The following is a 21,822-nucleotide window of genomic DNA, read 5'->3' as shown; positions in this document are numbered from 1 at the left end:
ATTGCCGACCCCATGAAGAAAGTGCTCGTCCTCGGCGCCACCAGCGCCATTGCCCAGGCGACGGTGCGGCTGCTCGCCGCTCGCGGTGCCTCGCTGTACCTCGTGGGCCGCAACGCGGAGAACCTGGACGCGGTGGCGAAGGATGCCGCCACGCGGGGCGCCGCGAAGGTGGAGTCGAAGGCGGTGGACCTGAACGACTTCGCGGTGCACGAGGCGCTGGTGGACGGGGCGTTCCAGGCGCTGGGCGGGCTGGACGGCGTGGTGCTGGCGCACGGCGTGCTGGGAGACCAGGCGGAGGCGCAGCGCTCGTGGACGGCGACGGAGGCGGTGCTGCGCACCAACTTCCTGAGCGCGGCGTCGCTCCTGACGGTGCTGGCCAACCGCTTCGAGGCGCAGAAGGCCGGCACGCTGGTGGTGATTTCGTCGGTGGCGGGAGACCGCGGCCGGCAGAGCAACTACGTGTACGGCACGTCGAAGGGCGCGCTGACCGTGTTCCTGCAGGGCCTGCGCAACCGCCTGGCGAAGTCCAACGTGGCGGTGGTGACGGTGAAGCCGGGTTTCGTGGACACACCGATGACGGCGCACCTGCCGAAGAACAAGCTTTTCGCCTCGCCGGAGAAGGTGGCGCGCGGACTGCTCAGCGCCGCGGATGCGCGCAAGAACGAGGTCTACGTTCCCGGCATCTGGGCGCTCATCATGCTCATCATCAAGAGCATCCCGGAATCCGTGTTCAAGAAGTTGAAGCTCTAGCTGTAAACGGACGCCGTCAGCGGCGCTGCTTGTCAGAGGGCTTTGCTATCCCCAGACTCGGGGCATGGCCTACGGCAAACGCGAGACAGAGGGTGTCGCGACCCTCGCCGACATCGAGGCTCTGCCCGAGGGCGTCGTGGGCGAGATCATCGAAGGAACGTTGTATGTGCATGCCCAGCCTCGTGCTGGGCATATGGACACACTCGGAAGTCTGCATGCCCTGCTCTGGGGCCCCTTCCAGCAGGGGAGTGGCGGACCTGGGGGTTGGTGGATTCAGGTGGAGCCCGGCATCCGGCTGGAGGGTTCTCCGGAGTTCATCCCGGACCTCGCGGGCTGGCGGAAAGACCGGGTGGCGCGAATCCCCGCCGGCTCGTGGCTCGTGGCTCCGGACTGGGCCTGCGAAATCCTGTCACCGTCGACACGCGCGTATGACCTGCACATCAAGCAGCCGTTCTACGCGCGGATTGGCATCAAGCACCTGTGGTTCATCGACGTGGACGCACGAACCCTCACGGTGAGCGAGCTGCGCGACGGACTCTGGATGGAAGTAGGGACCTACGGTGATGAGGACGTCGTCTGCGTGCCTCCGTTCGAAGACCTCGAGCTGAGACTCGGCGCGCTCTGGCCGTTCGTGGAGCCCTCCGCCGGGATATAGCCTCTCGCGTCCGCTTGTCAGACAGCGCTGCTATCTCCACACTTGGGGCATGGCCTACGGCAAGCGCGAGACAGAGGGTGTCGCGACCCTCGCCGATATCGAGGCTCTGCCCGAGGGCGTCGTGGGCGAGATCATCGATGGAGTGCTGTACACGCATGCCCAGCCGCGTGCTGGGCATATGGATTTCATTGGAGCCTTGATTACCGAGCTCCGGGGGCCATTCCAACGGGGCCTGGGCGGCCCGGGTGGCTGGTGGATTCAAGTGGAGCCGGGTGTCCGGTTGGAGGGCTCACCGGAGTTCATCCCGGACCTCGCGGGCTGGCGCAAGGAGCGGGCGGCTCGGCTACCCGCGGGTTCGTGGCCCATGGCCCCGGATTGGGCCTGTGAAGTTCTGTCACCGTCGACACGCGGCTACGACACGCGCATCAAGCGCCCGTTCTACGCACGCATCGGTATCAAGCACCTGTGGTTCATCGACCTGGACTCGCGTTCGCTCACCGTGAGCGAATTGCGCGACGGACACTGGGTCGAGCTGGAGACGTATGTCGAGAATGATGTCATTCGCGCCGCCCCGTTCGACGACATCGAACTGAAGCTCGGTGAACTGTGGCCGCTCGTGGAGACACCCGACACCGAGTAGCCACATCCACGCGGCTTGCCAGCGGTGGTCCACCCTTCGAGGACCTGGAGCTGCGCTGGGGCTGGCTCTGGCGCGCCCTTCAGCGCACCGACTGAACCAGCCTCCAGCGCGCATCCGAACTTCAGCGCACCGCCGGACGGAACCACGTCGGCTCGGCGCGCACGGACGTGCCACCGGTGAACATGCCGCTGGTGAAGAAGGCGTTCTCGAAGAAGATGTACGGGTGGACGAGCTCCGGGCGACCAGCCGCGTCCAGCTTCGCCGACTGCGCCTCCGGAATCTCCACGTCCAGCGCACGCAGGTTCGCCTCGAGCTGCTCCAGCTTCGTCGCCCCGATGATGGTGGACGCCACCCCCGGCCGCCGCGTCACCCACGCCAGCGCCACCTGCGCGGGCGGCTTGTCCAGCTCCCGCGCCACCTCCATCAGCGTGTCCACGATGCGCCAGTTCTTCTCCGTGAAGAGCTTCTCCATTCCCGGGTTGCCTCGGCCCTGCACCGCCGGCAGCCGCCCCTCTCCCTTCGCCACCAGGCCCTCTCGCACGTACTTGCCCGACAACAACCCCGACGCCAGCGGGCTCCACGGCGTGATGCTCGCCCCCAGCTCCAGCGCGGCCGGGATGTGCTCCCGCTCGATGTTGCGCTCCACCAGCGAGTACTCCAGTTGCAACGCGACGACGCGCTCCCAGCCCTCGCGCTCCGCCAGCGTCTGCGCCCGCGCGAAGTACCAGGCCGGCACGTCCGACAGGCCGATGTAGCGAATCTTCCCCGCCCTCACGAGGTCCGTCAGCGTGCTCATCACCTCCTCCATCGGAGTGATGCCGTCCCACGCATGCATCCAGTACAGGTCCAGGTAGTCCGTCTTCAGCCGGCGCAGGGACCCCTCCACCGCGCGGTGGATGTTCTTGCGGCCGTTGCCTCCCGCGTTCGGGTCTCCCGGCGATGTGTTCACCGTGAACTTCGTCGCGATGACGGCGCCGTCACGCCCGCCCTGCTTCGCGAAGTAGTCCCCGATGATTTCCTCGCTCGTCCCGTTCGTGTACCCGTCCGCCGTGTCGAGGAAGTTGCCCCCCGCCTCCAGGTAGCGGGCCAGCAGGCGGTGCGCCGTGTCCTTGGGGCTCCCCCAGCCCCACTCCGTGCCGAACGTCATGGTCCCCAGGGCCAACGGGCTCACCCTCAGCCCCGAGCGCCCCAGCAGGTGGTAGCGAGAAAGCGAGTCGATGCGGTTCGTCGTCGTCATGTGTGCCTCCGTGAATGACCTCAAACTGCCGCCCGAGGGCCATTCGGAGAAGAGGCACGGCGCGAAAGCACTGTTTAGAATGGCTTCACAATGGCACTGACCCCACTGAACGAGCTGGCCGTGTTCGTCTCCGTCGCGCGGCACAAGAGCTTCACCCGGGCCGCGAAGGAGCTGGGCGTCTCCACCTCCGCGGTGAGTCAGTCCGTGCGGCTGCTGGAGGAGCGCGTCCAACAGGCGTTGTTCTTTCGCACCACTCGCAACGTGTCGCTCACCGACGCCGGCCAGCGCCTGCTGGAGCGCGCCGCCCCGGGACTGGAGTCCGCCCTCAACGCGCTCGAGCACCTGTCCGCCGACACCACGCAGCTCACCGGCACCCTGCGACTCACGGTGCCCAGCATCGCCCTCGCCAGCATCATCGAGCCGGTGCTGCCCCGCTTCCTCCGGGACAATCCGCATGTCCACGCGGAGGTGCGCTTGTCCGACAGGTTCGTGGACATCGTCGAGGAGGGGCTCGACGCGGGACTGCGGCTGATTGAAGCCGTGGAGAAGGACATGGTGCAGGTGCGTCTCACGCCCGCCTTCCGCTTCATGGTCCTCGCCTCCCCCTCCTACCTGAAGCGCCACGGCACCCCGATGCACCCCGAGGACCTGGCGAAACATGACTGCATCACCTACCGCGCGCCCACGACGAGCCTGCCCTATCACTGGGAGCTGGAGCGGGGTCGCAAGGAGCTGCGCATCCAGGTGAAGGGCCGGCTGGCCACGGACCACTCCGAGGTCATGTACCGCATGGCGGTAGCGGGCGTGGGACTGACCTACCTGGCGGAGCTGCAGGTCGCCCCCGCCCTGCGCGCGGGCACCCTCGTGCCCGTACTGGAGGACTGGGCGCCTTCCGTCCCGGGCATCTTCCTGTACTACCCCCACCGGTCCCGCGCGTCGGCGCCGCTGCGCGCCTTCATCGCCCTGGCGCGCAAGCTGCTCCCCACGAATTGACACGAGGGCATCGCCACGTCACGCCGCCGGCGCGGGCTCCTCCAGGAACGCCAGCGCCGTTCGCGCGAAGTCCTCACGCTGCTCCCCGAAGATGGGGCCATGTCCCCCGCCCGGGACGACCCACAGCCGGGACGCGGGAAGGGCGCGATACAGCTCCACCGACAGCTCCAGCGGATAGAGCGGGTCCTGGTCCCCCTGGACGAGCAGCGTCCGCGCGCGCACCGTGCCGAGCAACGGCGGCGTGAAGTTCATGTCGTCGAAGCTGTCCGCGAAGCCTCGGCCGTGTCGCCAGAGCGCGCGAATCTGCGCGTCTCCGTGGACGTGTTTGGAGCGCATGTCCGCCCACTCGGCCTCGGTGCGCGATTCCTCCGTGAAGGTGGCCATGATGCGGCGCGCCTGCGCGGGGTAGTACGGCGTGCTGGAGACGAGCACCATCCGCTCCACGCGGCCCGGTGCACGCGTCGCGACGTGCAGCAGCGTGTTGCCACCCAGGCTCATGCCGATGGCGCGAAACCGCTCGATGCCCAGCGAGTCCAGCAGTGCGAGCACGTCCACCCCGCACTGGCGCGTGGTGAAGTCCCCTGACGGGTTGTCGGTCCGGCCGTGGCCCCGCAGGTCCGGAATGATGAGCCGGTACTCGCGGGCGAGCATGTCCAGGTCGAACACATGGACCCAGTCCGCGCCCGTCCCCGTGAAGCCGTGGAGCAGGACGAGGGGAGGGCCCTCGCCCATCAGCGTGCAGTGCATTCGCAGGCCATCGAGCGTGACTGTCCGCAGATCTTTCGTCGCGTTCATCCCGTGACTCCCGTGAGGGACTGGAGGTGTTCCAGTCACGCGGGGAAGTACGGGAGACTTTTGCAACTTGATAGCTGCGTTCTTTTCCGCAAAACTGCTTCGCGGCATCACGGCATGGGAGCTCACGCCGGGCCGGACGTCGCAGCGCTAGTCGAGTGCTCCATCGATGATCTTCTTCGCCACGCCGAACGAGAAGCCCGCGCGAGCCAGCGACGCGAGGTCGCGCTTGCGATTCTCCTCACGCGTGGACAGGTCCTTGCGAAAGGGCCCCAGTCGCTTCTTCCGAGCCCAGATGCGCGCGGCGTCCTCGTCGGAGACCTCCGCGGTGGCCAGCACCAGCTTGCGCTGCACCAGGTCCGAGGCCACGCCCTTCATCCGCAGCTTCTGGGCAATCATCCGCGTGCTGCGCCCCGAAGCGCGCAGTGACTGCGCCTTCATCCCCGCATAGGCGTCGTCGTTGACGAGGTTGTTGCGGACGAGCTTCTGCGTGAGCGCGTCAATCCACCCGAGCGCCTCGGCGCGGTCTCCGCCATGCTCCTTCACCGAGCGGTCCACCCGGCGCACCAGCACGCGCTTCAACTGGCTCACCGTGGAGGCGTAGCGCTTGAGATAGTGCAGCGCCACGTTCTCCAGATAGCGGGCGGACACCTTCCGGGGTCGCTTCTGTTTCCTGGGGGGCCTGCTGTCCTGTCCGGTCCGGTCGTCGTCCACGTGGCCCCCTATCTACCAGGGGCGTCTGACCCGGACGCGAAACAAGAGCCGTCAGGTCCCGGAACACCCAAGCGGGCAGTCAAGCGGCGCCACCGCCTCCTCACTCGCCCTCATCGCGCGGCGGCGGCATTCGCGGCGCAGCTCGCGGGCACGGCCGTCCCAGGCGCCAGGGCCTCGCAGAGCAGACTTCCCGAGGCCTCCGGCAGCGTCACGCCCAGCCACGTCGCCAGCGTGGGCGCCAGGTCGAGCGGAGTGACGGGCCGCCCATGCCGCGCGGCGGGGAGGCCCTGGCCGAAGAGGATGAGCGGCACGTGGATGTCGTACTCGTACGGCGTGCCGTGCGTGCTCGCATGGTCTTCCCCTGGGTCCAGCAGCACATGCGGGTCCGCGATGATGACGAGTTCCCCGGACCGCGCCGGCACGTACTCCCCGCGCACCCTTCGAGCGAAGCCCCGCTCACGGCTCGTGCTCACGTCCGAGGCGGAGACGACGTCGGAGATGCCGGGCAGCGCCTGGACCGCGGTGCGGCTCACCTCGACGGCATCTTCCAACCTCACCTTGCGCGCCTTCAGCCGCGACTGACGCAGATACAGGTGCGGCGTGCTGAAGGCCTCCACCCAGTCCTCGGGTCCGAACGCCCGGTCCAGCGCCGCGTCCACCGCGTGCGTCACGAGCGCACCCGACATGCGCTGCTCGGCTCGCGCGGGCGCGGGCGCCATCCCATGGTCCGCGCTCATGGCCACCAGCACCCGCGACAATCCGAGCTCCCGCTCCAGCGTCGCCAGGAACGCGGCCAGCGCCCTGTCCATTCGGAGAATCATGTCCGCCGTCTCGTGACTCTCCGGACCGAAGGCGTGGCTCACCACATCAACACTCGACATGCCGATGGCCAGCAGGTCCCTCGCACCAGGACGCTTCCCCAACGCTTCGGCACGCAGGCCCGCCAGGGCGAACTCGAACAGCTTCTCCGCGCCCAGCGGTGTGTAGAGGAAGGCGTCTTCCGTGGAGAGGGGATGCGGAAACGTCCGCCCCAGGCCCTCGGGTGGCCGCTCTCGCGCATCGTCATCGGGCCCCAGCGCGCCATACGCTCCGGGCTCCGCGCCTCGTGCCCAGACTCCACCCTTCTGGGAGACCTGCGCCTGATTCCAGGTGGAGACCCAGGATGGCAGTTGCTCCGCGTGGTGACGGCTCGTCGTGAAGCCCTTCGTGCCCCACCAGTACGCCTGTCCCCGGTGGCCTCCGAGCATGATGGCGGCGCGGTCCTTCAACGAGACGGACAGCACGCGCGACGAGGCCCCATGCGTCGCGAGCAACCGGTCTCCCAACGTCGGCACCAGCAGTCGCCGGGGTGACACGCCCTTTCCCTTCGGGTCATCCAGCGGTGGGCTCGCGGCGTCCTTTACACAGCTCACCTCCGCGCCGGACTCCCGCTCGTACCACTCGTTGGAGATGATTCCGTGCGCGCCGGGCAGGGCCCCCGTCGCGAGCGTGGCGTGTCCTGGACACGTCTTCGTCGTCGCATAGGGATAGCGCGCGGAGTCGAAGACGGTGCCGCCCTCCAGCAGCCTGCGGAAACCTCCCGGCCCCATCCGATGGCGCCACCGCTCCAGGTCGTCGTAGCGCAATCCGTCGAACACCAGGAACACCACCAACGACGGACGCGCCTCTTCCACGGCGGACGCCTGGGCCCGCGAGGAGCCTCGGACTGGAGCCACCGTGCGCGACCCCACCTTGCCCGAGGACACCTCCTGCTCACGTGCCTCGCTCGGGCGCGAGCCCAGCACCACCCATAGACAGCCCAGCGACACGAGCGTCCGACTCCATGAACCCGTCATGACTCCACCTCCGACACCGCGCACCTCGCGATGTGGAGGGCATCCTGCGAGCGCTCCGCGCCATCAATCCAATGGATAGACTGGATGGGGTCGATAGAATGGTTTGATGGACCTGGACCCTCGCTATCTCGAGACCTTCCTGACGGTGAGCCGCGAGCGGGGCTTCAGTCGCGCGGCGACGGTGCTGCACCGGACGCAGCCGGCGGTGAGCTACCAGATTCATCAACTGGAGCAGCAGTTGGGCACCGTGCTCTTCGACCGCACGACGCGGCGACTCACGCTGACCGACGCGGGCACGAAGCTGCATGCGCTCTGTGAACGCTTCTTCGACGAGTTCGGTCGACTCGCGCGCACGTTCAAGGAGGGCGACACCCAGCCAGCACCGCTGCGCATCGCCTCGGTGAGCGGCTTCGGACGCTATGTGCTCTATCCCCTCCTCTCCCGTGAGCGGGCCTCCGCGCCGTACTCCCTGCGCTTCCCCACGGCGGACCAGGTCTTCTCATCCCTGGAGGACGGCGTCTGTGACGTGGGCTTCGTCTACCTGCCCCACGTATCGAGCCGCCTGCTGACCGCGCCCGTGTGGCGCGAAGAGCTGGTGCTCGTCGGTCCGCCCCAGGCACGGGGGCGCGCGTTCCCGTCGCTCGCGGCCTTCGAGGACCTGGCCTTCATCACGTATGACGAGTGTGAGTACGTCTTCGGTAAGTGGTTCGAAGGCCACTACGGACGACAGCCCCGCTCCGTGCGGGGCACGTACCACTTCGAGGAGCTGGAGGAGGTGCTGGGCACGGTGGCCGCCGGCCACGGCTGGTCCATCCTCCCCGACCACTGCGTCGCCCAGGCCGCCCGTCAGGGCACCGTCGTCGTGCCCCAGGCCCCGAGCCGCCAGCAGGTCGTCAACCTCATCTACTCCGTGCAGCGGGCGAGCGCCCCGGAGAACCCCGCGGCGCTCCGCCTCATCGAGTCCCTGCGCACCGCCAGCGAGCAGCGTGGACTCACCGCGCCCAAGACACGCCGGACAAAGGCCCGGCGCAAGGCGCGGTAGGCGCCTCGGAGGAACGGAGCGGGCTCCCGCGAGCGCGCCACAGGGCAATCATCCTTTTGGGCACCCCGTGCTCCCTGGCTACGATTGGGCGCAGGAGCCCTCCATGACCACCGCCACCCCTCTTCACTCCGAGCCAGGGTCCGTCGCTCCAGTGCCAGCGGCGCCCGTCCCCGCCCCTCCGGCGCCCGAGTCGTGGAGCCCCGCGAAGCGCATCGCATTCCGCTTCGTCTGCGCCTTCGTCCTCATCTACTGCTTCGCCTTCCCGCTGGACGCGCTCCCCTTCATCGACAGGCCCCTGTCCACGGCCATCTCGGGCTTCTGGCAGGTCGTCGTGCCCTGGGTCGCCCGGCATGTGGTCGGCTACGAGCAGGAGCTCTCCATCGCCACGTCCGGCAGCGGAGACAAGGCCATCGACTACGCGCAGACGGCTCTCTGCCTGGTGCTCGCCTTCATCGCGGCGAGCGTGTGGTCCGTCATCGACCGGCGTCGCACCCGGTACGTGAAGGCCCACGACTTCCTGCGCGTCTACGTCCGCTACATGCTAGCCCTCGCCATGCTGTCCTATGGCTTCGCCAAGGTCTTCAAGTCCCAGTTCCCCTTCCCCACCGTGGACCGACTCACGCAGCCCCTGGGCGAGTTCTCTCCCATGGGGCTGCTGTGGACCTTCATGGGCTTCTCCCCGGGCTACAACCTCTTCACCGGGGGAGCGGAGGTGCTGGGAGGCCTGCTGCTCCTCTTCCGACGCACCACCACGCTCGGCTCACTGGTGGTCGTCGGCGTCATGTCCAACGTGGTGGCGCTGAACTTCTTCTACGACGTCCCCGTCAAGCTCTACTCCACGCTGCTCCTGCTGTACGCCGTCTTCCTGCTGCTGCCCGACCTCCGACGCCTGGCCGACGTCTTCGTCTTCAACCGCGCCACCCAGCCCGCCGTGCTCGACACGCCCTTCGCATTCTCCTCCCGCGTCACCTGGGCGCTGCGAGGCGTGAAGCTCCTCTTCATCGGCTGGCTGCTCTACTCCAACGCCAGCCGGAACCTGGAGGGCCACGCGAAGTGGGGAGATGGCGCGCCGCTGCCGCCGCTCTACGGCCTCTATGAGGTCGAGTCCTTCACGAGGGATGGACAGGTGCTGCCCCCGCTCCTGGGCGACACCTCGCGCTGGCGCAGCCTGGCCATCGGCCGCTTCCGGATGACCCTCCGGAAGATGGACGACTCCACACAGCGCTACCAAGTGTCGGGCAGCCCGGAGACCCGGACGCTCGTCCTCGCCGAAGGCCGGGGCGAGGACGCGAAGAAGACGACCTTCACCCTGGAGCAGCCAGACCCGGAGCACCTGGTCATCCAGGGCACCTTCGAGGGCGCTGCCCTCCACGTCCGCGTGCGCAAGGTGGACACCTCCCAGCTCCAGCTCCTCAACCGAGGCTTCAACTGGGTCCAGGAAGTTCCGTTCAATCGCTGAAGCGGCTACTCGGAAACCACCGTATCCGGGTGGCAGACACCCGCGAGGGCCGCGGCGGTCGTCGGCAGCGGCTCCACGTAGCGTCCCTCGCCGAACCCCAGCGCCCAGAAGCGCGGTCGCACCTCTTCGCGCGCCAGCAACCGCAGCAGCAGGAACTTCGCCTCGTCCTGCCCGTCGAAGGCCATCGGGAAGGTGTTGTGGTGCATGGCCACGGACGTGGAGGAGTTCAGCACCTTGTGCGCATCCAGGGCCTCGCGCGGCCCCATGTGCACCTTGTGGATGATGCGCGGACGGAACGCGCCAATCGGCAGCACCGACAGCCGCATGGGCCCGAAGCGCGCGGCCATCATCGAGAAGTGCGGACCAAAGCCCGTGTCCCCCGCGAAGAGCACCGGCCCTCCCGTGGTGGAGACGACGTAGCCCGCCCACAGCGTCTCGGACAGGTCCGTGAGGCCCCGGTTGGAGCGGTGCTGCGCGGGCACCGCCGTCACCTTCACCTCCGGCGTCACGTCCGTGGACTGCCACCAGTCCAGCTCCTCCACGTTCCGGAAGCCCTCGCCCTTCAGCAGCACCTTGTTGCCCAGGCCGACGATGAAGCGCGGATGGTGCGCCTCCTCCAGCCGGCGCAGCGTGGGCAAATCCATGTGGTCATAGTGGTTGTGACTCACCACCACCACGTGGATGGGCGGCAGGTCCTCGAAGCGGATGCCCGGCGGATGCACGCGCTTGGGCCCCACCCAGGGCACCGGGCTGGGCCGGTCCGAGTAGATGGGGTCCGTCAGCACATTCACCCCGTCCGCCTGGAGGAGCACGGTGGCGTGGTTGATGAGCGTCACCCGCAGCCGGCCCGGCCCCACCCGCGCCGGAGGAGGCCTGCCCGGGGTCAGCTCCTCGTACTCCCGCCACTCTCCGCGAGGCTCCTTCAGCGCCGCCTCCACCAGCTCCGTCGTCTTCAGCTCCGGCGCGTCCCCGAGGTTGTGGAACTTCTCGCCATCGAAGTGCGCGAGCGGCGGCCCCTGGTGACTCGGGCCCGCGAAGAGACAGCCACCGAGGAGCGGCGCGCACAGCAACAGGAACAGAACCGTCGAGGTGGGGGACTGGCGGTCCAGGGGCATGGGCACGACACTCCATCGAAGCGACCGAGCCCTCCGGCCAGGGCGCGCTGGGGACCCATCGTAACGGCCGGCGTGACGACGCGCAGGCCTCTTCAAGGGGAAGTGGCGACCTGGGGCTTCTCCAGCACGGGCGCGGTCTTGAGCGTGTGCTCGCGCAGCCACGTCACCGTGTCGTGCAGCGTCTCGTCCAGGGGACGGAACGACGCGCCCAGCTCCCGCCGCGCCTTCGTCGAATCCACGCTCAGCTTCGCGTGCATGACGCGCACACCCTCCACCGTCAGCGACGTCTGGCCCCCCGTCAGGCGGGCCCACGTCTGCCCCAACGCGCCCAGCACCACCGCCAGCCCATGCGGCAGCGTCCGGCGCGGCCCCTTCACCCCCGTCACCCGCTCGAGCGCCTGGGAGAGCGTCGCCAGGTCCACGAACTCACCGCCCACCAGATACCGCTCGCCCGCACGGCCCTTCTGCGCCGCCACCACCGTGGCCTCGGCCACGTCGCGCGCGTCCACCAGCGACGAGCCGCCGTCGAGCAGCGCCGGCATCTTCCCCGCGAGGAAATCCAGCACGAACTGGCCCGCGCCCGTGGGGCCCGCGTCCCACGGCCCGAACATCCACCCCGGCAGGATGTAGACCACCTCCAGGCCCGAGCGCGCGCTGAAGGCATTCAGCTCCCGCTCCGACTCCACCTTGCTCTTGAAGTACAGGTTCGAGGAGGCAACGGGTGCGGGCGGCGTCTGCTCGTCTCCGGCCGAGCCGTCCGGCTTCGTCCCCACCGTCCCCGAGGAGCTGATGTCCAGGAAGCGCTTCACCCCGCGCCGGTGGGCCTCCTCGGCAAGCTCCACCGTGGCCTTCACGTTGATGGCATACAGCTTCGGCCAGTGGTCGCCGGGCGCGTAGTATTCACGGAAGTAGGCCGCCGTGTGGATGACCACGTCACAGCCCTCCAACGCGGCCGCGAAGCCCTTCACGTCCAGCATGTCCCCTTCCACCACCTCCACGCCCGCAAGGCCCCCCAGCACCTTGCGCGCCTTCGACGGCGAGCGGGCCAGCGCCCGCACCGTGTGTCCTCCCGCCACCAACGCCCGCACCACGTTGTTACCCAACAGGCCCGTGCTACCCGTCACGAATGCGCGCATCCCGCGTCTCCCAGTCTATATGAGCACTGTTCAGATAAGAGGCAATCTCAGCAGTGTCAAGATGAACGACATCCCAGGAAGAGGGCAGGGGCGATGACGACTCGGGTCGGGAAGAAACCGGCGGCGCCGCGAAAGCGCGCCTACCACCACGGAGATTTGCGCCAGGCCCTGGTGGACGCGACGCTGAAGCTCATCGCGACGGAGGACGTGGGTGCGGTGTCCCTGCGTGAGGTCGCCCGGCGGGCCGGCGTCACGGCGGCGGCGCCCTATCACCACTTCCGGGACAAGGATGCGCTCCTGGCGGCGGTGGCGGAAGAGGGCTACCGGGCGCTCAACCAGCGGATGGACGAGGCGCTGTCCAGCATCCGAGCCCCCCGGACGGACAACCAGCTGCGGGCGCTCGCCCGGTGCTACGTGCGCTTCGCCGTGGAGCACCCCGCGCACTACCGCGTCATGTTCCGGCAGGAGTGGGGGGACGAGGAGAAGTACGCGAGCCTCCACGCGGAGGGCATGCGCGCCTACGGGCGGCTCCAGGAGCTGGCGAAGGAGGCCACGGGCGGCGAGGTGGACATGGACACACTCGCGTTCACCGTCTGGGCCTGGGTGCACGGCCTCGCCTCGCTGTGGAACGAGGGGCCCCTGCGCAAGAAGACCCGGAGCGACTCCATTGAACCCCTGCTGGAGCGCTCCGTGGAGCTGTTCGTCGGGTGGGTGGTCGCGAAGTAGGGCCCGTCACGCCACGACGGCGTGGAGGATTCTCTCGAACATCCATGGGCTTCGCCCCAGCAGCCGGACGATGGGGCGTCGCAACCCGGGCCTTCGCGCCAGCATGAGCAGCGCGCGCGTGGCCCAGGCGTACTTGCGAAACACCTGCTGGAAGCGCTGCTCGTAGGGACGCAGCACCTGGCGCGTCGCCCCCTTCGTCAGCGCGTCCGGCAGCAGCGTCCCCAGCGACTCCGCGCACGCGAAGGCCAGGGACAGGCCCTCGCCCGTCAGCGCGTCCACGTAGCCCGCCGCGTCGCCCACCAGCGCGAAGCGGTCCGCCACGCGCACCCGCGCCACCCTCGCCAGCGGCCCCGCGCCGCGCACCTGCGAGTCAGGCGCCGCGACGAGCAGTCGCTCCTGGAGTCGAGGGAAGCGCGCGAGCAACGTGTCGAAGCCCACGCGCCCCTCCACGCCACCGTCTTCCCACAGGAAGGCCAGCCCCACGCGTCGCGCTCCGGCGGGCGTCACATACGCCTCCACGCCGTCCGCGAAGTGAACCTCCACGTAGGGCGTCCACGGCGCCAGTTGGAAGTGCCTGCGCAACCCGAAGCGCCGAGGCCCCTCCGTGGCCACCTCCAGCCCCTCCGCGCGCCGCAGCGGCGAGCCCAGCCCGTCCGCCGCCACCAGCATCCGCGCCTCCACGGGTCCGTCCGCCGTCTCCAGCGTCACCCCGTCCGCGACGCGCCGATGCGACAGCACCTGCGTGCGCTCGCGCAGCTCCACGCCCACGTCCCGGGCCCGCGCCACCAGCGCCGACGCGAGCGCCACCCGCCGCACCCCCAACCCGCCCGGCCCCGGCAGGAGCCCCTCCGCCATGCTGCCATCCTCCTGCACGTAGCGGATGCCCACGAAGGGCGAGCACTCCGCGCGGTCCAGGTGCGCCAGCGCCCCCAGGCGCTCCAGCGCCGCGAGCCCCGAGGGCATCAGCCCCTCGCCGCACGCCTTGTCCGCGGGCAGCGTCGCGCGCTCCAGGACGACGGTGTTCAGCCCACGCGCCGTGGTGTGGATGGCCACCGCCAGTCCCGCCGGCCCTCCTCCCACCACGGCCACGTCATACCGTCTCACGTCTCGTGCTCCGCCCGCGCCATGGCCAGCGCGCTGCGCGCCATCTCCACCGCCATGCCCACCATGCCCACCTTCTTCGGCGGTGACAGCTCTCCGGACAGATAGCGGCGCAGCGCCTCGCCCCGGCGCAGCTTCCCGCTCGACGTCCGGGGCAGCGTCCCCGCCTCCAAGAGCTTCACCGTGTGCGGCCGCACCCCCGTCGCCTCCACCACCGCCGCGCGGATGCGCTCCTCCACGTCTGCTTCCGCCGCGTCGCCACCGCGTTCCGCGAGGATGAGCAGCGCCTCGTCCTGGCCTCCCTCGGGCGTGAAGCCCAGGGCCACCGCGCACCCCGTGCGCACGCCCTCCACGGACTGGAGCGGCTCCTCGAACGCCTGCGGCGCGTGGTTGGCGCCCCGGATGATGACCACGTCCTTCGCGCGGCCCGTCAGGTACAGCTCGCCGTCCGCGATGAAGCCCAGGTCCCCGGTGTCCAGCCAGCCATCCAGCGTCAGCGCGCGCCGCGTGGCGAGCGCGTCACCGAAGTAGCTCGTCATCAGCGACGGGCCTCGCGTGAAGACCCGGCCCACGCGCCGGTCCGGCTGCACCGCGCCCTGCTCGTCGCGCACCTCCACCTCGAAGCCCGCCACCGGCGCGCCCACGCTCACCAGCAGCCGCGCGCCCGCCTCCGCCCGCCCCTCGCTCGCCAGCACCGTCGGGTCCACGCCCAGCGAGCGAGGCCCCCGGCCCTCCGGAGGGAAGGTCACCGCGAGCGACGCCTCCGACAGCCCATACACCGGACGCAGCGCCCGCGCGGAGAAGCCCCAGCGCTCGAAGCGCTCGACGAACCGCTGCAGCGTCTCCGCCGACACCGGCTCCGCGCCGTTGAGCGCGTGCTTCCATGACGACAGGTCCACGCCCTCCATCTCCGCGTCCTTCACCCGCTTCAAGCACAGGCCATAGGCGAAGTTCGGCGCGGGCGAGATGAAGCCCCGGTGCCGCGACAGCGCGCGCAGCCACAGCGCGGGCCTCGCCAGGAAGACCTCCGGAGGAATCAGCACCAGGTGCCCGGGATAGTGCAGCGCGGACAGCAGACAGCCGATGAGTCCCATGTCGTGGTACAGCGGCAGCCAACTGACGCCCACGCGCGGCGTCTCGGGTGACGACAGGGGCATCGCCACCTCCAGCGCCATCACCTGCGACAGCAGCGCCCCGTGCGTCAGCGCCACCGGCTTCGGGTCCACCGTGGAGCCGGAGGAGAACTGGATGAGGCCCAGCGCCTCGGAGGCCACCGCCACCTCGCGCACCTCGTCCCCTCGCGACACGTCGTCCACCGTGTGACAGCCCAGGCGCGGGCGGGACTTCTCCACGCTCGGCCCCAGGAGCAGCCGCACGCGAGAGTCCGTCAGGACGAGGCTCGCCTCCGTCACCTGGAGCATCCGCGCCGTGGCCCGGTGGTACTCATCCAGACGCCCCAGCCGGACGGGCGGATACAGCGGCACCGGCACCGCGCCCGCGAGCAGCGTGCCGAAGAAGGCATCCATGAAGCCCGGCGAGGTGGGCAGGAGCAACGCCACCCGCTCCCCCTCGCGCACCCCCAGCCGCGCCAGGCCCGCCGCCGTGCGCCGCGCGCGGCGGTACACCTCCGCCCAGGACAGCGACTCCTCGCGCTCGGCCGCGTCGACGAACGTCAACTGGAAGGGCGTCCGGCTGGCCGCCGAGAGCATCGCGTTCACCGTGGGGAACCGCACCTTCGGCAACGTCGGACCTCTCACGAGCGGACCTCCGTCGGCGTGCGCGCCGTCGTGGCGACGCGGCGCTCCACCAGCTTCGCCAGGTCCGCCACCGTGCGCACCCCCTGCGCGTCCTCCTCCGACAAGCGGATGCGGAAGCGGTTCTCCAAGCCCACCGCCAGCACCGTCAGCCCCAGGCTGTCGAGTTGCAAGTCCCGAACGAGGTCGTGCTGGGGCTCCACCACGCCCTTCCACTCCAGCTCATCGGCGGCGATGCGACGAATCTCCGCCAGGACTTCCAGTTCGAGCTCAGCCACGGGGCACCTCGGGAAGGAAACGGGGGCGGTGGGAGAAGGCGCGCGCGTACGCGTCCCCCAGCGCCGCTTCCTCCGCGCGGATGCGCACGGAGAGCAGCACCAGGTTTCCCACCGAAAAGAACACGGCCGTCCACCACGCGCCGTGGATGAGCGGCACACATGCCAGCTCCAGCACCACCGCGACGTAGTTGGGGTGACGCAGGAAGCGATACGGCCCGCCCACCACCGGCGGCAGGTCCGGCACGACGATGATGCGAGAGTTCCAGCGCGGGCCCAGCGTGGAGATGGCCCAGTAGCGCAGCCCCTGCGCCACCACCGCGCCGCCCAGCGCCGCCCCGCTCCAGCCCCCCAGGAAGGGCCGGTGCAGAAGGAACACCTCCGCCACGCACGCCGCGAGGAAGAGCGAGTGGAACACCACCATGAAGCGGTAGTGGCGCTGTCCCGTCTCCACCCCACCCCGCGCGAAGGCCCACGCGGCGTTGCGCTTGGAGAGCACCAGCTCCACCAGCCGCTCCACCCCGAGCAGGCCCATGTACCCCAGGAAGACGGCCTGTGTGGCGGTCACCATCGCAAGAGCACCATCTCCGCGCAGAAGCCCGGGCCCATGGCCATCATCAGTCCGTACTCTCCGGGCTTCGCCGTCACCTTCTCCAGCGTCTCCCCCAGCACGAACAACACCGACGCCGAGGACAGATTCCCCACTTCGCGCAAAGACGCCCACGAGCGCGCCAGCGCGTCCTTGTCCAGCTCCAGCGCCTCCTCGAAGGACTCCAGCACCTTGGGCCCGCCGGTGTGCGCCACCCAGTGACGGATGTCACCGCGCTTCAAACCCTGGGACGCGAGGAAGCCGTCCACGTTGCCCTGGATGTGGTCCTTCACCAGTTGGGGCACCTTCGCGGACAGGACCACCTTGAAGCCGGAGTCGACGACGTCCCAGCCCATGATGCGCTCGGAGTCCGGATAGAACACCGAGCGCGACGCCACCACCCGGGGTCCCTTCGCGCCTGGCGCCTGGGCGCCCCTCAGCACCGCGCAGGCCGCGCCGTCACCGAAGAGGCCGGAGGCGATGATGTTGGGGATGGACAGGTCCTCGCGCTGCAGCGTCAGCGAGCACAGCTCCGCGGAGACGACGAGCGCGGTGTGCGTGGGGAAGGCGCGCAGGTAGTCCGCCGCCCGCGCCATGCCCGCCGCGCCCGCGACACAGCCGAGCCCGAAGATGGGCGTGCGCTTGAAGTCCTCGCGGAAGCGCAGCCGGTTGGCCAGCCGGGCCTCGATGCTGGGCGTGGCGATGCCCGTCACCGTGACGAAGAAGACGTGGTCCACGTCGGCCGGCGTCAACCCCGCGTCGTCCAGCGCCTGTCGCACCACGACTTCGCTGAGCGCCGTGGCCTCGCGAATCCAGGCGTCATTGCGCTGCTGGAACGTCACGAGCGCCGGATACGCGTCGATGGGCAACGCCAGGTAGCGGCCTCCCACCTGCACGGCGCGGTGCAGGTCCTCCAGCCGCTCCAGGTTGAAGTGCCGTTTGGCCCACAGCTCCCGGAAGGCCGCGATGAGCTGCTCCTGCGAGGCGTAATGAGGCGGGAGTGCGCGCCCCACCGAGCGGATGAAGGGCGCGCTGCTGTCCTGGCCGGATGCGCTGTACATGAAGGTCTCGGGTCCGTGCGGCGGTCAGGAGGACACGCTTAGCTGGAACTCGGGACAGACGCGATATGCCTCGCACCCACTTGAACGAGTCCTGACGCCCCGCCCGCCTCGTAATGTCGCGCGGTCGACGGCGAATTCCTCCCCGGGGAAGGGGAGGCTGGACTCCCTGTCACACCCCGGACAGCGCCTCCCCGCCCGCAACCTTGGACATGCCTTGGGCAAGGGCTAGCGTGGGCGAGGATGCGTCCACTGCATGTCGTTCTCTGTTCGCTGCTGCTCGGAGCCACCGCGTGTGGCCACTCCGCCCGCATTCCCTCGCTGCCCGCGAGCCATGGGCACCTGTCGCGCGCCATGGCGCACTATCTGGACCCGCGGACCGAGGACTCCAGGCTCTTCGGCCTCGTGAGCAACCCGTTCGACAGCTCCGCGCCGACCACCGAGGTGGAGCCCGGGCAGGCGCGGAGCGTCTTCGCGGAGGCCGTCCGGGCGCTGTCGGGCACCCTCACGGAGGAACAGCTCCTCCAGGCCTCCGCGGACATCAGCGCGGCGTGCAACGCGGGCCTGACGGAAGCGTGCGATTACCTCCACGAGCAGTTCCAGCATCCCTGGCGCTACGCGGGCAAGGAGCCAGAGATTCCCCGGGACGACTCCCTCAAGGGGGCCGTGGCCATCGTCGTCATCGAGGGCCGCCTGGGCACGGACGGTCGGGTCCGACAGCTCCGGGTGCTGGAGTCCGCGCCCCATGGGCTCACGGAGGCCCTGCTCCGCTCGATTCAGACGATGCGGTTCGAGCCGGCGAAGCTGGCGGGCCACCCTTTCGAGATTCCGTACACCTTCCAACTCAACACCGTGGGCCGCGACATGGACCTCACCCCACGTCAGGAGCTGGACTGGGCGCGGGCCCGGGCGCGCGATTTTCCGGCCAGCCCGTCAGCGTGGGCACACCTGGCGCGAGTGCTCGCCAGGGACATGCCCGAAGACCCCTGGTATGCGAATTCGCTGCGCTATCTGAACGTCACCGCACCCAAGTACTGGTGGGGCGCGGCGGAGCTGGCATGGCTGCACGCCCAGGCCGGCCACTACGCGGAGGCCGAACCGCTGGCACGAGTGGCACGGAAGACCGGGTCCAAGAATCCCTATGTGCTGGAGACAGCGGCCCTGGTGGCGTTCCACCAAGGCCGCTGCGAGGACGCGCTGCGCGAGCAGCAGCAGGCCATCGCGAAGCTCCCGGCCGAATGGCCCAAGGAGGAGCAGGAGCGCTTCCAGCGTGCGCTGACCGAGTACCAGGGCCCGTGCCCAGCAGGTGCGCCCGCGCCGACACCTCCGCGGGCACCTGCTCCCCAGGATTCAGCGCCCCAGCAGCACACCTCCGCCCAGGGCTCCTGACTCGGTTCGGGGCCGCGCGGCCTCAGCCTCACGGGGCGAGGCTCACGCCCCTGCGATGACGTTTCGTCCAAAGGCTCCAGCTCGATGCGATGCCGCGACGCGCGCGCTCCCGGCGACGCGGCCTTCGTCCGGGGGCCCGGCTCGACGAGAGGTCGCGACGCGCACGACCCCAGCGGTAACGTCTCCGGCCGAATCGGGTTCAGCGCAGGCCAGGAGCCGCCACGCCGCGCTCACCGCACGGAGTCACGGCGCACCACGACTGCCCGCCGAAGCGCCTGCCCCGGACGTGCACTGAGCGCAAGCAACGCCAGCACCAGCGCCATCCAGCCAGGTCCGCTCGGCGCCGCGCTACAGCCCCCTTCGTCCTCGGGGTCCTCGGGCTCAGGCGTCACGTCGACACACGGCGCACCCGCGGGGTCCGCCGTGAGGCAGAGCGTCCCGTAGCGGCCCACGCCCTCGTGGCGACCATCCACCACCGCGATGATGACCTCGCTCGCATCCGACGCGTCCACCTTCGCGGACAGCGCGCCAGTCCCCTCCGCGCGTGACACGCGGAGCACCGCTGTATCCGTCACTGCCGCCACCAACAGATGCAGCTTCGCGGGGTCCTCGCCGGCCTTGAGCACATACGTGGCCAGCACCTCCGCGGAGCCACCTGGCACCGTGAAGTAGCGCGTCGACGCGGTCGTCACCCGGACATCCGCCTCCTCGGTGGGCAGCGTCCTGGCCGACGGCGCGAGCCCGTCATACCCGCCCCCTCGCGCATAGCCCTGCTCGACGCGCGCCCGCGCGCCGGTGGAGAGGTTCCACTGCGAGAACTCGGCGAAGGCCGTGTCAAAGTCCGCGCCCCACTCGCGACGCAGCACCGTGTCCAACAAGATGGCCCAGGGCGCCGTCGGCGCGACGAGGCTCTCCTGCCACATCGCCAGGATGACCCTGTCACCGAAGCGCTCACCCAGGTACTGAAAGAACACCCCCGCGCCATAGCTGAACGACGCGGCCGGCCCCGTCGGGTCCAACACGAGGCTGCGGTCCGTCCGGGACAGATACGACGACGTGAACTGCTCCAGGTCATCGAGCGTCGCGTCGAAGCGCTCGCTGGCCCACACCGCCGTGCCCTCCGACGCCACGCTGCCCAGCCCCGGCCGATAGGCCGCCTGCACCGCGTGGAAGAACTCGTGGCTGGCCAGGATGCTCACCGCCTCCTCGAAGGAGGGGTAGTCGTACCCCGCGAAGTCGTTCTCCTGGAGCATGTGCCCCGCGCACTTCTGGTCCACGCTCTCGCAGCCATCCAGCCGGAACGCGCCATCCGCCCGGCCCGCGAAGTCCACGAGGTACACGTCGAACAGCCCATCACCGCCGTTGTCCGCCCCCACCGACGCATCGTCGCGCGGCAGGAGGAACCCCAGCCCGACATAGAAATCCGCGACGCGCGCATAGGCCCGCCCGACGACGTCCACCGCGTCGGGCACGCCATTGCCATCCGCGTCCCCCGGCGGCACCGCGTTGAGCCCGACGCGCGAGAAGTGGACCCGGAAGCGCCCCCCCGGGGACACCGCCGACTCCACCTGCTCGTCCACGCCGAAGCTCGGCGGCACCGCCTGGGGTGAGGTGGGGCGCGCTCCAGCCTGCTGCCCCGCTCGCGACCCGGCGAACGTCTCCGGAAGCTCATGCGGCTCCCGCGATGCCTGCACGGGGCCACAACCCAGGGGAAGAAGCAGGAGCCACGCCCCGAGCCTCATGGCAGGAACGCCCACTTGATGCGGATGGAGCCAGAGCCGCTCGGCTGCGGCACCGAGTGCGTCTCGTTGCAGACCTGCTGCGCCGCAGGCTCGTAGTACCCCGTCACCTCCAGCTTCACGTGACGGCCGTCCGCCAGCCGGACGATGAAGATGCGACCCGTCATCTCCACGCAGCTCTGGTACGTCCAGAAGCCACCCAGGAGCGTCGCGGGCCCGCCCAGACCGGAGTCGTCGGGGATGAGCGTGCAGGTGGAATCAAACCACGCCTCCGTCTTGAACTCCCCGGCCGCGCTCTTCGACGTCACCGAGGCGAACGTCGTGCCCTCGGGCGTGTTCGCCACCGAGACGCAGGACGGCCCGGACGTGCCGCTGTTGACGCGCATCGTGTAGCGACGCACCGCCAGGTCCCACTCCGTCGACGCGAGCGCCGCCTGGTCACTCACCTGCACCTGCGTCAGCCCCGTCGGCGTGAAGCGCAGGTACGTATAGGACATCGTCGGCGTCAGGCCACCCGCGCGCGAGTCCACGAAGGTGTGGAACTCACCAGCCGTCGTCCCCTCCTCGCGAACCTCACCCGTGGAGACCGCCGTCAGCAGCGTCAGCCGGTCGATGGTCTGCTCGGTGCAGGTCACCTGGCTCGCTTCACAGACCTCCGGCTCGGGCTCCACCTTCGGGTCGTCCTCACCGCAGCCCGCCAGCAACGCCAGCGACATCCCCACGGCCACGAGGACCCACAACCCCTGCTGTCCGGCGCGCCTCGGCAGCGCCTGCTCGTTATCGCTCATCATTCCCTGATTCCTCTCCCTGTGCGGACTGCGTG

21 protein-coding genes are annotated in these 21,822 nt (G+C 69.6%); 8 read left to right on the top strand and 13 right to left on the bottom strand.

What is annotated here, in order from left to right; genetic code table 11:
• Nucleotides 1-12 precede the first annotated feature (12 nt).
• The 3 genes from HUA75_RS15325 to HUA75_RS15315 all read left to right on the top strand — a co-directional run bounded on the left by HUA75_RS15325 (nt 13) and on the right by HUA75_RS15315 (nt 2,045).
• Complete coding sequence (locus HUA75_RS15325) at nt 13-750, top strand: SDR family oxidoreductase (protein WP_141641651.1); 738 nt, start codon at nt 13-15, stop codon at nt 748-750.
• 64 nt (nt 751-814) lie between these two features.
• Nucleotides 815-1,405 (top strand): Uma2 family endonuclease, encoded by a 591-nt coding sequence (locus tag HUA75_RS15320; RefSeq protein ID WP_174486807.1) that lies wholly within the window; start codon nt 815-817, stop codon nt 1,403-1,405.
• Between the two features lie 49 nt (nt 1,406-1,454).
• Nucleotides 1,455-2,045 (top strand): Uma2 family endonuclease, encoded by a 591-nt coding sequence (locus HUA75_RS15315; protein ID WP_174486806.1) that lies wholly within the window; start codon nt 1,455-1,457, stop codon nt 2,043-2,045.
• A 121-nt stretch (nt 2,046-2,166) separates the two neighbouring features.
• Here the strand turns inward: HUA75_RS15315 and HUA75_RS15310 are convergent, their stop codons facing one another.
• Nucleotides 2,167-3,282 (bottom strand): aldo/keto reductase, encoded by a 1,116-nt coding sequence (locus HUA75_RS15310; RefSeq protein ID WP_174486805.1) that lies wholly within the window; start codon nt 3,280-3,282, stop codon nt 2,167-2,169.
• A 90-nt stretch (nt 3,283-3,372) separates the two neighbouring features.
• On the opposite strand from HUA75_RS15310, the gene HUA75_RS15305 reads away from it, so the two are divergent.
• Nucleotides 3,373-4,275, top strand: a complete 903-nt coding sequence (locus tag HUA75_RS15305; RefSeq protein ID WP_174486804.1) for a LysR family transcriptional regulator — start codon at nt 3,373-3,375, stop codon at nt 4,273-4,275.
• 18 nt (nt 4,276-4,293) lie between these two features.
• Here the strand turns inward: HUA75_RS15305 and HUA75_RS15300 are convergent, their stop codons facing one another.
• The 3 genes from HUA75_RS15300 to HUA75_RS15290 all read right to left on the bottom strand — a co-directional run bounded on the left by HUA75_RS15300 (nt 4,294) and on the right by HUA75_RS15290 (nt 7,616).
• Nucleotides 4,294-5,070, bottom strand: a complete 777-nt coding sequence (locus HUA75_RS15300) for an alpha/beta fold hydrolase (protein WP_174486803.1) — start codon at nt 5,068-5,070, stop codon at nt 4,294-4,296.
• 147 nt (nt 5,071-5,217) lie between these two features.
• Nucleotides 5,218-5,781 carry a regulatory protein RecX gene (locus HUA75_RS15295; RefSeq protein WP_174486802.1) on the bottom strand — a complete coding sequence of 188 codons (564 nt, stop codon included), beginning with the start codon at nt 5,779-5,781 and terminating at the stop codon, nt 5,218-5,220.
• Between the two features lie 110 nt (nt 5,782-5,891).
• Complete coding sequence (locus HUA75_RS15290; RefSeq protein WP_174486801.1) at nt 5,892-7,616, bottom strand: alkaline phosphatase family protein; 1,725 nt, start codon at nt 7,614-7,616, stop codon at nt 5,892-5,894.
• A 106-nt stretch (nt 7,617-7,722) separates the two neighbouring features.
• Here HUA75_RS15290 and HUA75_RS15285 point away from each other — a divergent pair, with 106 nt between their 5' ends.
• Together HUA75_RS15285 and HUA75_RS15280 are read left to right on the top strand one after the other, a co-directional pair.
• Nucleotides 7,723-8,658 (top strand): LysR family transcriptional regulator, encoded by a 936-nt coding sequence (locus HUA75_RS15285; RefSeq protein WP_141641643.1) that lies wholly within the window; start codon nt 7,723-7,725, stop codon nt 8,656-8,658.
• 103 nt (nt 8,659-8,761) lie between these two features.
• Entirely contained in the window at nt 8,762-10,117 is a 1,356-nt protein-coding gene (locus HUA75_RS15280; RefSeq protein WP_174486800.1) for a hypothetical protein, read from the top strand.
• A 5-nt stretch (nt 10,118-10,122) separates the two neighbouring features.
• On the opposite strand, the gene HUA75_RS15275 is transcribed toward HUA75_RS15280, so the two are convergent.
• Both HUA75_RS15275 and HUA75_RS15270 read right to left on the bottom strand, forming a co-directional pair.
• Complete coding sequence (locus tag HUA75_RS15275) at nt 10,123-11,232, bottom strand: MBL fold metallo-hydrolase (RefSeq protein ID WP_174486799.1); 1,110 nt, start codon at nt 11,230-11,232, stop codon at nt 10,123-10,125.
• Between the two features lie 92 nt (nt 11,233-11,324).
• A complete protein-coding gene (locus HUA75_RS15270) occupies nt 11,325-12,368 on the bottom strand; it encodes an SDR family oxidoreductase (RefSeq protein ID WP_174486798.1) in 1,044 nt (347 codons plus the stop codon).
• Between the two features lie 93 nt (nt 12,369-12,461).
• Here HUA75_RS15270 and HUA75_RS15265 point away from each other — a divergent pair, with 93 nt between their 5' ends.
• Nucleotides 12,462-13,094 carry a TetR/AcrR family transcriptional regulator gene (locus HUA75_RS15265; RefSeq protein ID WP_174486797.1) on the top strand — a complete coding sequence of 211 codons (633 nt, stop codon included), beginning with the start codon at nt 12,462-12,464 and terminating at the stop codon, nt 13,092-13,094.
• A gap of 6 nt (nt 13,095-13,100) precedes the next feature.
• Here the strand turns inward: HUA75_RS15265 and HUA75_RS15260 are convergent, their stop codons facing one another.
• Genes HUA75_RS15260 through HUA75_RS15240 form a run of 5 tightly spaced genes read right to left on the bottom strand, consistent with a single transcriptional unit; the run spans nt 13,101 to nt 17,874 of the window.
• Nucleotides 13,101-14,198, bottom strand: coding sequence for an NAD(P)/FAD-dependent oxidoreductase (locus tag HUA75_RS15260; protein ID WP_174486796.1), 1,098 nt, complete (start codon nt 14,196-14,198; stop codon nt 13,101-13,103).
• Nucleotides 14,195-15,904: a fatty acyl-AMP ligase gene (locus tag HUA75_RS15255; RefSeq protein ID WP_141644606.1), complete on the bottom strand. Its 1,710-nt coding sequence runs from the start codon at nt 15,902-15,904 to the stop codon at nt 14,195-14,197. The genes HUA75_RS15260 and HUA75_RS15255 overlap by 4 nt, the downstream gene beginning before the upstream one ends.
• A 44-nt stretch (nt 15,905-15,948) precedes the next feature.
• The gene (locus HUA75_RS15250; RefSeq protein ID WP_141644603.1) at nt 15,949-16,227 is read right to left on the bottom strand and encodes an acyl carrier protein; all 279 of its coding nucleotides are present in this window, start codon (nt 16,225-16,227) and stop codon (nt 15,949-15,951) included.
• Nucleotides 16,220-16,795: an isoprenylcysteine carboxyl methyltransferase family protein gene (locus tag HUA75_RS15245; RefSeq protein ID WP_174454185.1), complete on the bottom strand. Its 576-nt coding sequence runs from the start codon at nt 16,793-16,795 to the stop codon at nt 16,220-16,222. The genes HUA75_RS15250 and HUA75_RS15245 overlap by 8 nt, the downstream gene beginning before the upstream one ends.
• Nucleotides 16,789-17,874, bottom strand: coding sequence for a type III polyketide synthase (locus HUA75_RS15240; protein WP_141644601.1), 1,086 nt, complete (start codon nt 17,872-17,874; stop codon nt 16,789-16,791). The genes HUA75_RS15245 and HUA75_RS15240 overlap by 7 nt, the downstream gene beginning before the upstream one ends.
• A gap of 240 nt (nt 17,875-18,114) precedes the next feature.
• On the opposite strand from HUA75_RS15240, the gene HUA75_RS15235 reads away from it, so the two are divergent.
• Nucleotides 18,115-19,260: an energy transducer TonB gene (locus HUA75_RS15235; protein ID WP_174486795.1), complete on the top strand. Its 1,146-nt coding sequence runs from the start codon at nt 18,115-18,117 to the stop codon at nt 19,258-19,260.
• 230 nt (nt 19,261-19,490) lie between these two features.
• On the opposite strand, the gene HUA75_RS15230 is transcribed toward HUA75_RS15235, so the two are convergent.
• Both HUA75_RS15230 and HUA75_RS15225 read right to left on the bottom strand, forming a co-directional pair.
• Nucleotides 19,491-21,002, bottom strand: coding sequence for an MXAN_6640 family putative metalloprotease (locus HUA75_RS15230; RefSeq protein WP_174486794.1), 1,512 nt, complete (start codon nt 21,000-21,002; stop codon nt 19,491-19,493).
• Complete coding sequence (locus HUA75_RS15225) at nt 20,999-21,790, bottom strand: HmuY family protein (protein WP_141644599.1); 792 nt, start codon at nt 21,788-21,790, stop codon at nt 20,999-21,001. Before HUA75_RS15225 ends, HUA75_RS15230 begins: the two co-directional genes overlap by 4 nt.
• Nucleotides 21,791-21,822 lie beyond the last annotated feature (32 nt).

Origin of the sequence: Myxococcus sp. CA040A (assembly GCF_013336725.1) — a bacterium.
Lineage (GTDB): Bacteria > Myxococcota > Myxococcia > Myxococcales > Myxococcaceae > Myxococcus > Myxococcus llanfairpwllgwyngyllgogerychwyrndrobwllllantysiliogogogochensis.
This window is presented reverse-complemented; position numbering and strand designations above follow the sequence as displayed.

Excerpts from the sequence above, each read along its gene's own strand:
- HUA75_RS15280 (WP_174486800.1), top strand. The coding sequence starts at position 8,762 with ATGACCACCGCCACCCCTCTTCACTCCGAGCCAGGGTCCGTCGCTCCA.
- HUA75_RS15310 (WP_174486805.1), bottom strand. The coding sequence starts at position 3,282 with ATGACGACGACGAACCGCATCGACTCGCTTTCTCGCTACCACCTGCTG.
- HUA75_RS15315 (WP_174486806.1), top strand. The coding sequence starts at position 1,455 with ATGGCCTACGGCAAGCGCGAGACAGAGGGTGTCGCGACCCTCGCCGAT.
- HUA75_RS15305 (WP_174486804.1), top strand. The coding sequence starts at position 3,373 with ATGGCACTGACCCCACTGAACGAGCTGGCCGTGTTCGTCTCCGTCGCG.
- HUA75_RS15320 (WP_174486807.1), top strand. The coding sequence starts at position 815 with ATGGCCTACGGCAAACGCGAGACAGAGGGTGTCGCGACCCTCGCCGAC.
- HUA75_RS15275 (WP_174486799.1), bottom strand. The coding sequence starts at position 11,232 with ATGCCCCTGGACCGCCAGTCCCCCACCTCGACGGTTCTGTTCCTGTTG.
- HUA75_RS15270 (WP_174486798.1), bottom strand. The coding sequence starts at position 12,368 with ATGCGCGCATTCGTGACGGGTAGCACGGGCCTGTTGGGTAACAACGTG.
- HUA75_RS15255 (WP_141644606.1), bottom strand. The coding sequence starts at position 15,904 with ATGCTCTCGGCGGCCAGCCGGACGCCCTTCCAGTTGACGTTCGTCGAC.
- HUA75_RS15230 (WP_174486794.1), bottom strand. The coding sequence starts at position 21,002 with ATGAGGCTCGGGGCGTGGCTCCTGCTTCTTCCCCTGGGTTGTGGCCCC.
- HUA75_RS15290 (WP_174486801.1), bottom strand. The coding sequence starts at position 7,616 with ATGACGGGTTCATGGAGTCGGACGCTCGTGTCGCTGGGCTGTCTATGG.
- HUA75_RS15240 (WP_141644601.1), bottom strand. The coding sequence starts at position 17,874 with ATGTACAGCGCATCCGGCCAGGACAGCAGCGCGCCCTTCATCCGCTCG.
- HUA75_RS15300 (WP_174486803.1), bottom strand. The coding sequence starts at position 5,070 with ATGAACGCGACGAAAGATCTGCGGACAGTCACGCTCGATGGCCTGCGA.
- HUA75_RS15235 (WP_174486795.1), top strand. The coding sequence starts at position 18,115 with ATGCGTCCACTGCATGTCGTTCTCTGTTCGCTGCTGCTCGGAGCCACC.
- HUA75_RS15325 (WP_141641651.1), top strand. The coding sequence starts at position 13 with ATGAAGAAAGTGCTCGTCCTCGGCGCCACCAGCGCCATTGCCCAGGCG.
- HUA75_RS15265 (WP_174486797.1), top strand. The coding sequence starts at position 12,462 with ATGACGACTCGGGTCGGGAAGAAACCGGCGGCGCCGCGAAAGCGCGCC.
- HUA75_RS15285 (WP_141641643.1), top strand. The coding sequence starts at position 7,723 with ATGGACCTGGACCCTCGCTATCTCGAGACCTTCCTGACGGTGAGCCGC.
- HUA75_RS15225 (WP_141644599.1), bottom strand. The coding sequence starts at position 21,790 with ATGATGAGCGATAACGAGCAGGCGCTGCCGAGGCGCGCCGGACAGCAG.
- HUA75_RS15245 (WP_174454185.1), bottom strand. The coding sequence starts at position 16,795 with ATGGTGACCGCCACACAGGCCGTCTTCCTGGGGTACATGGGCCTGCTC.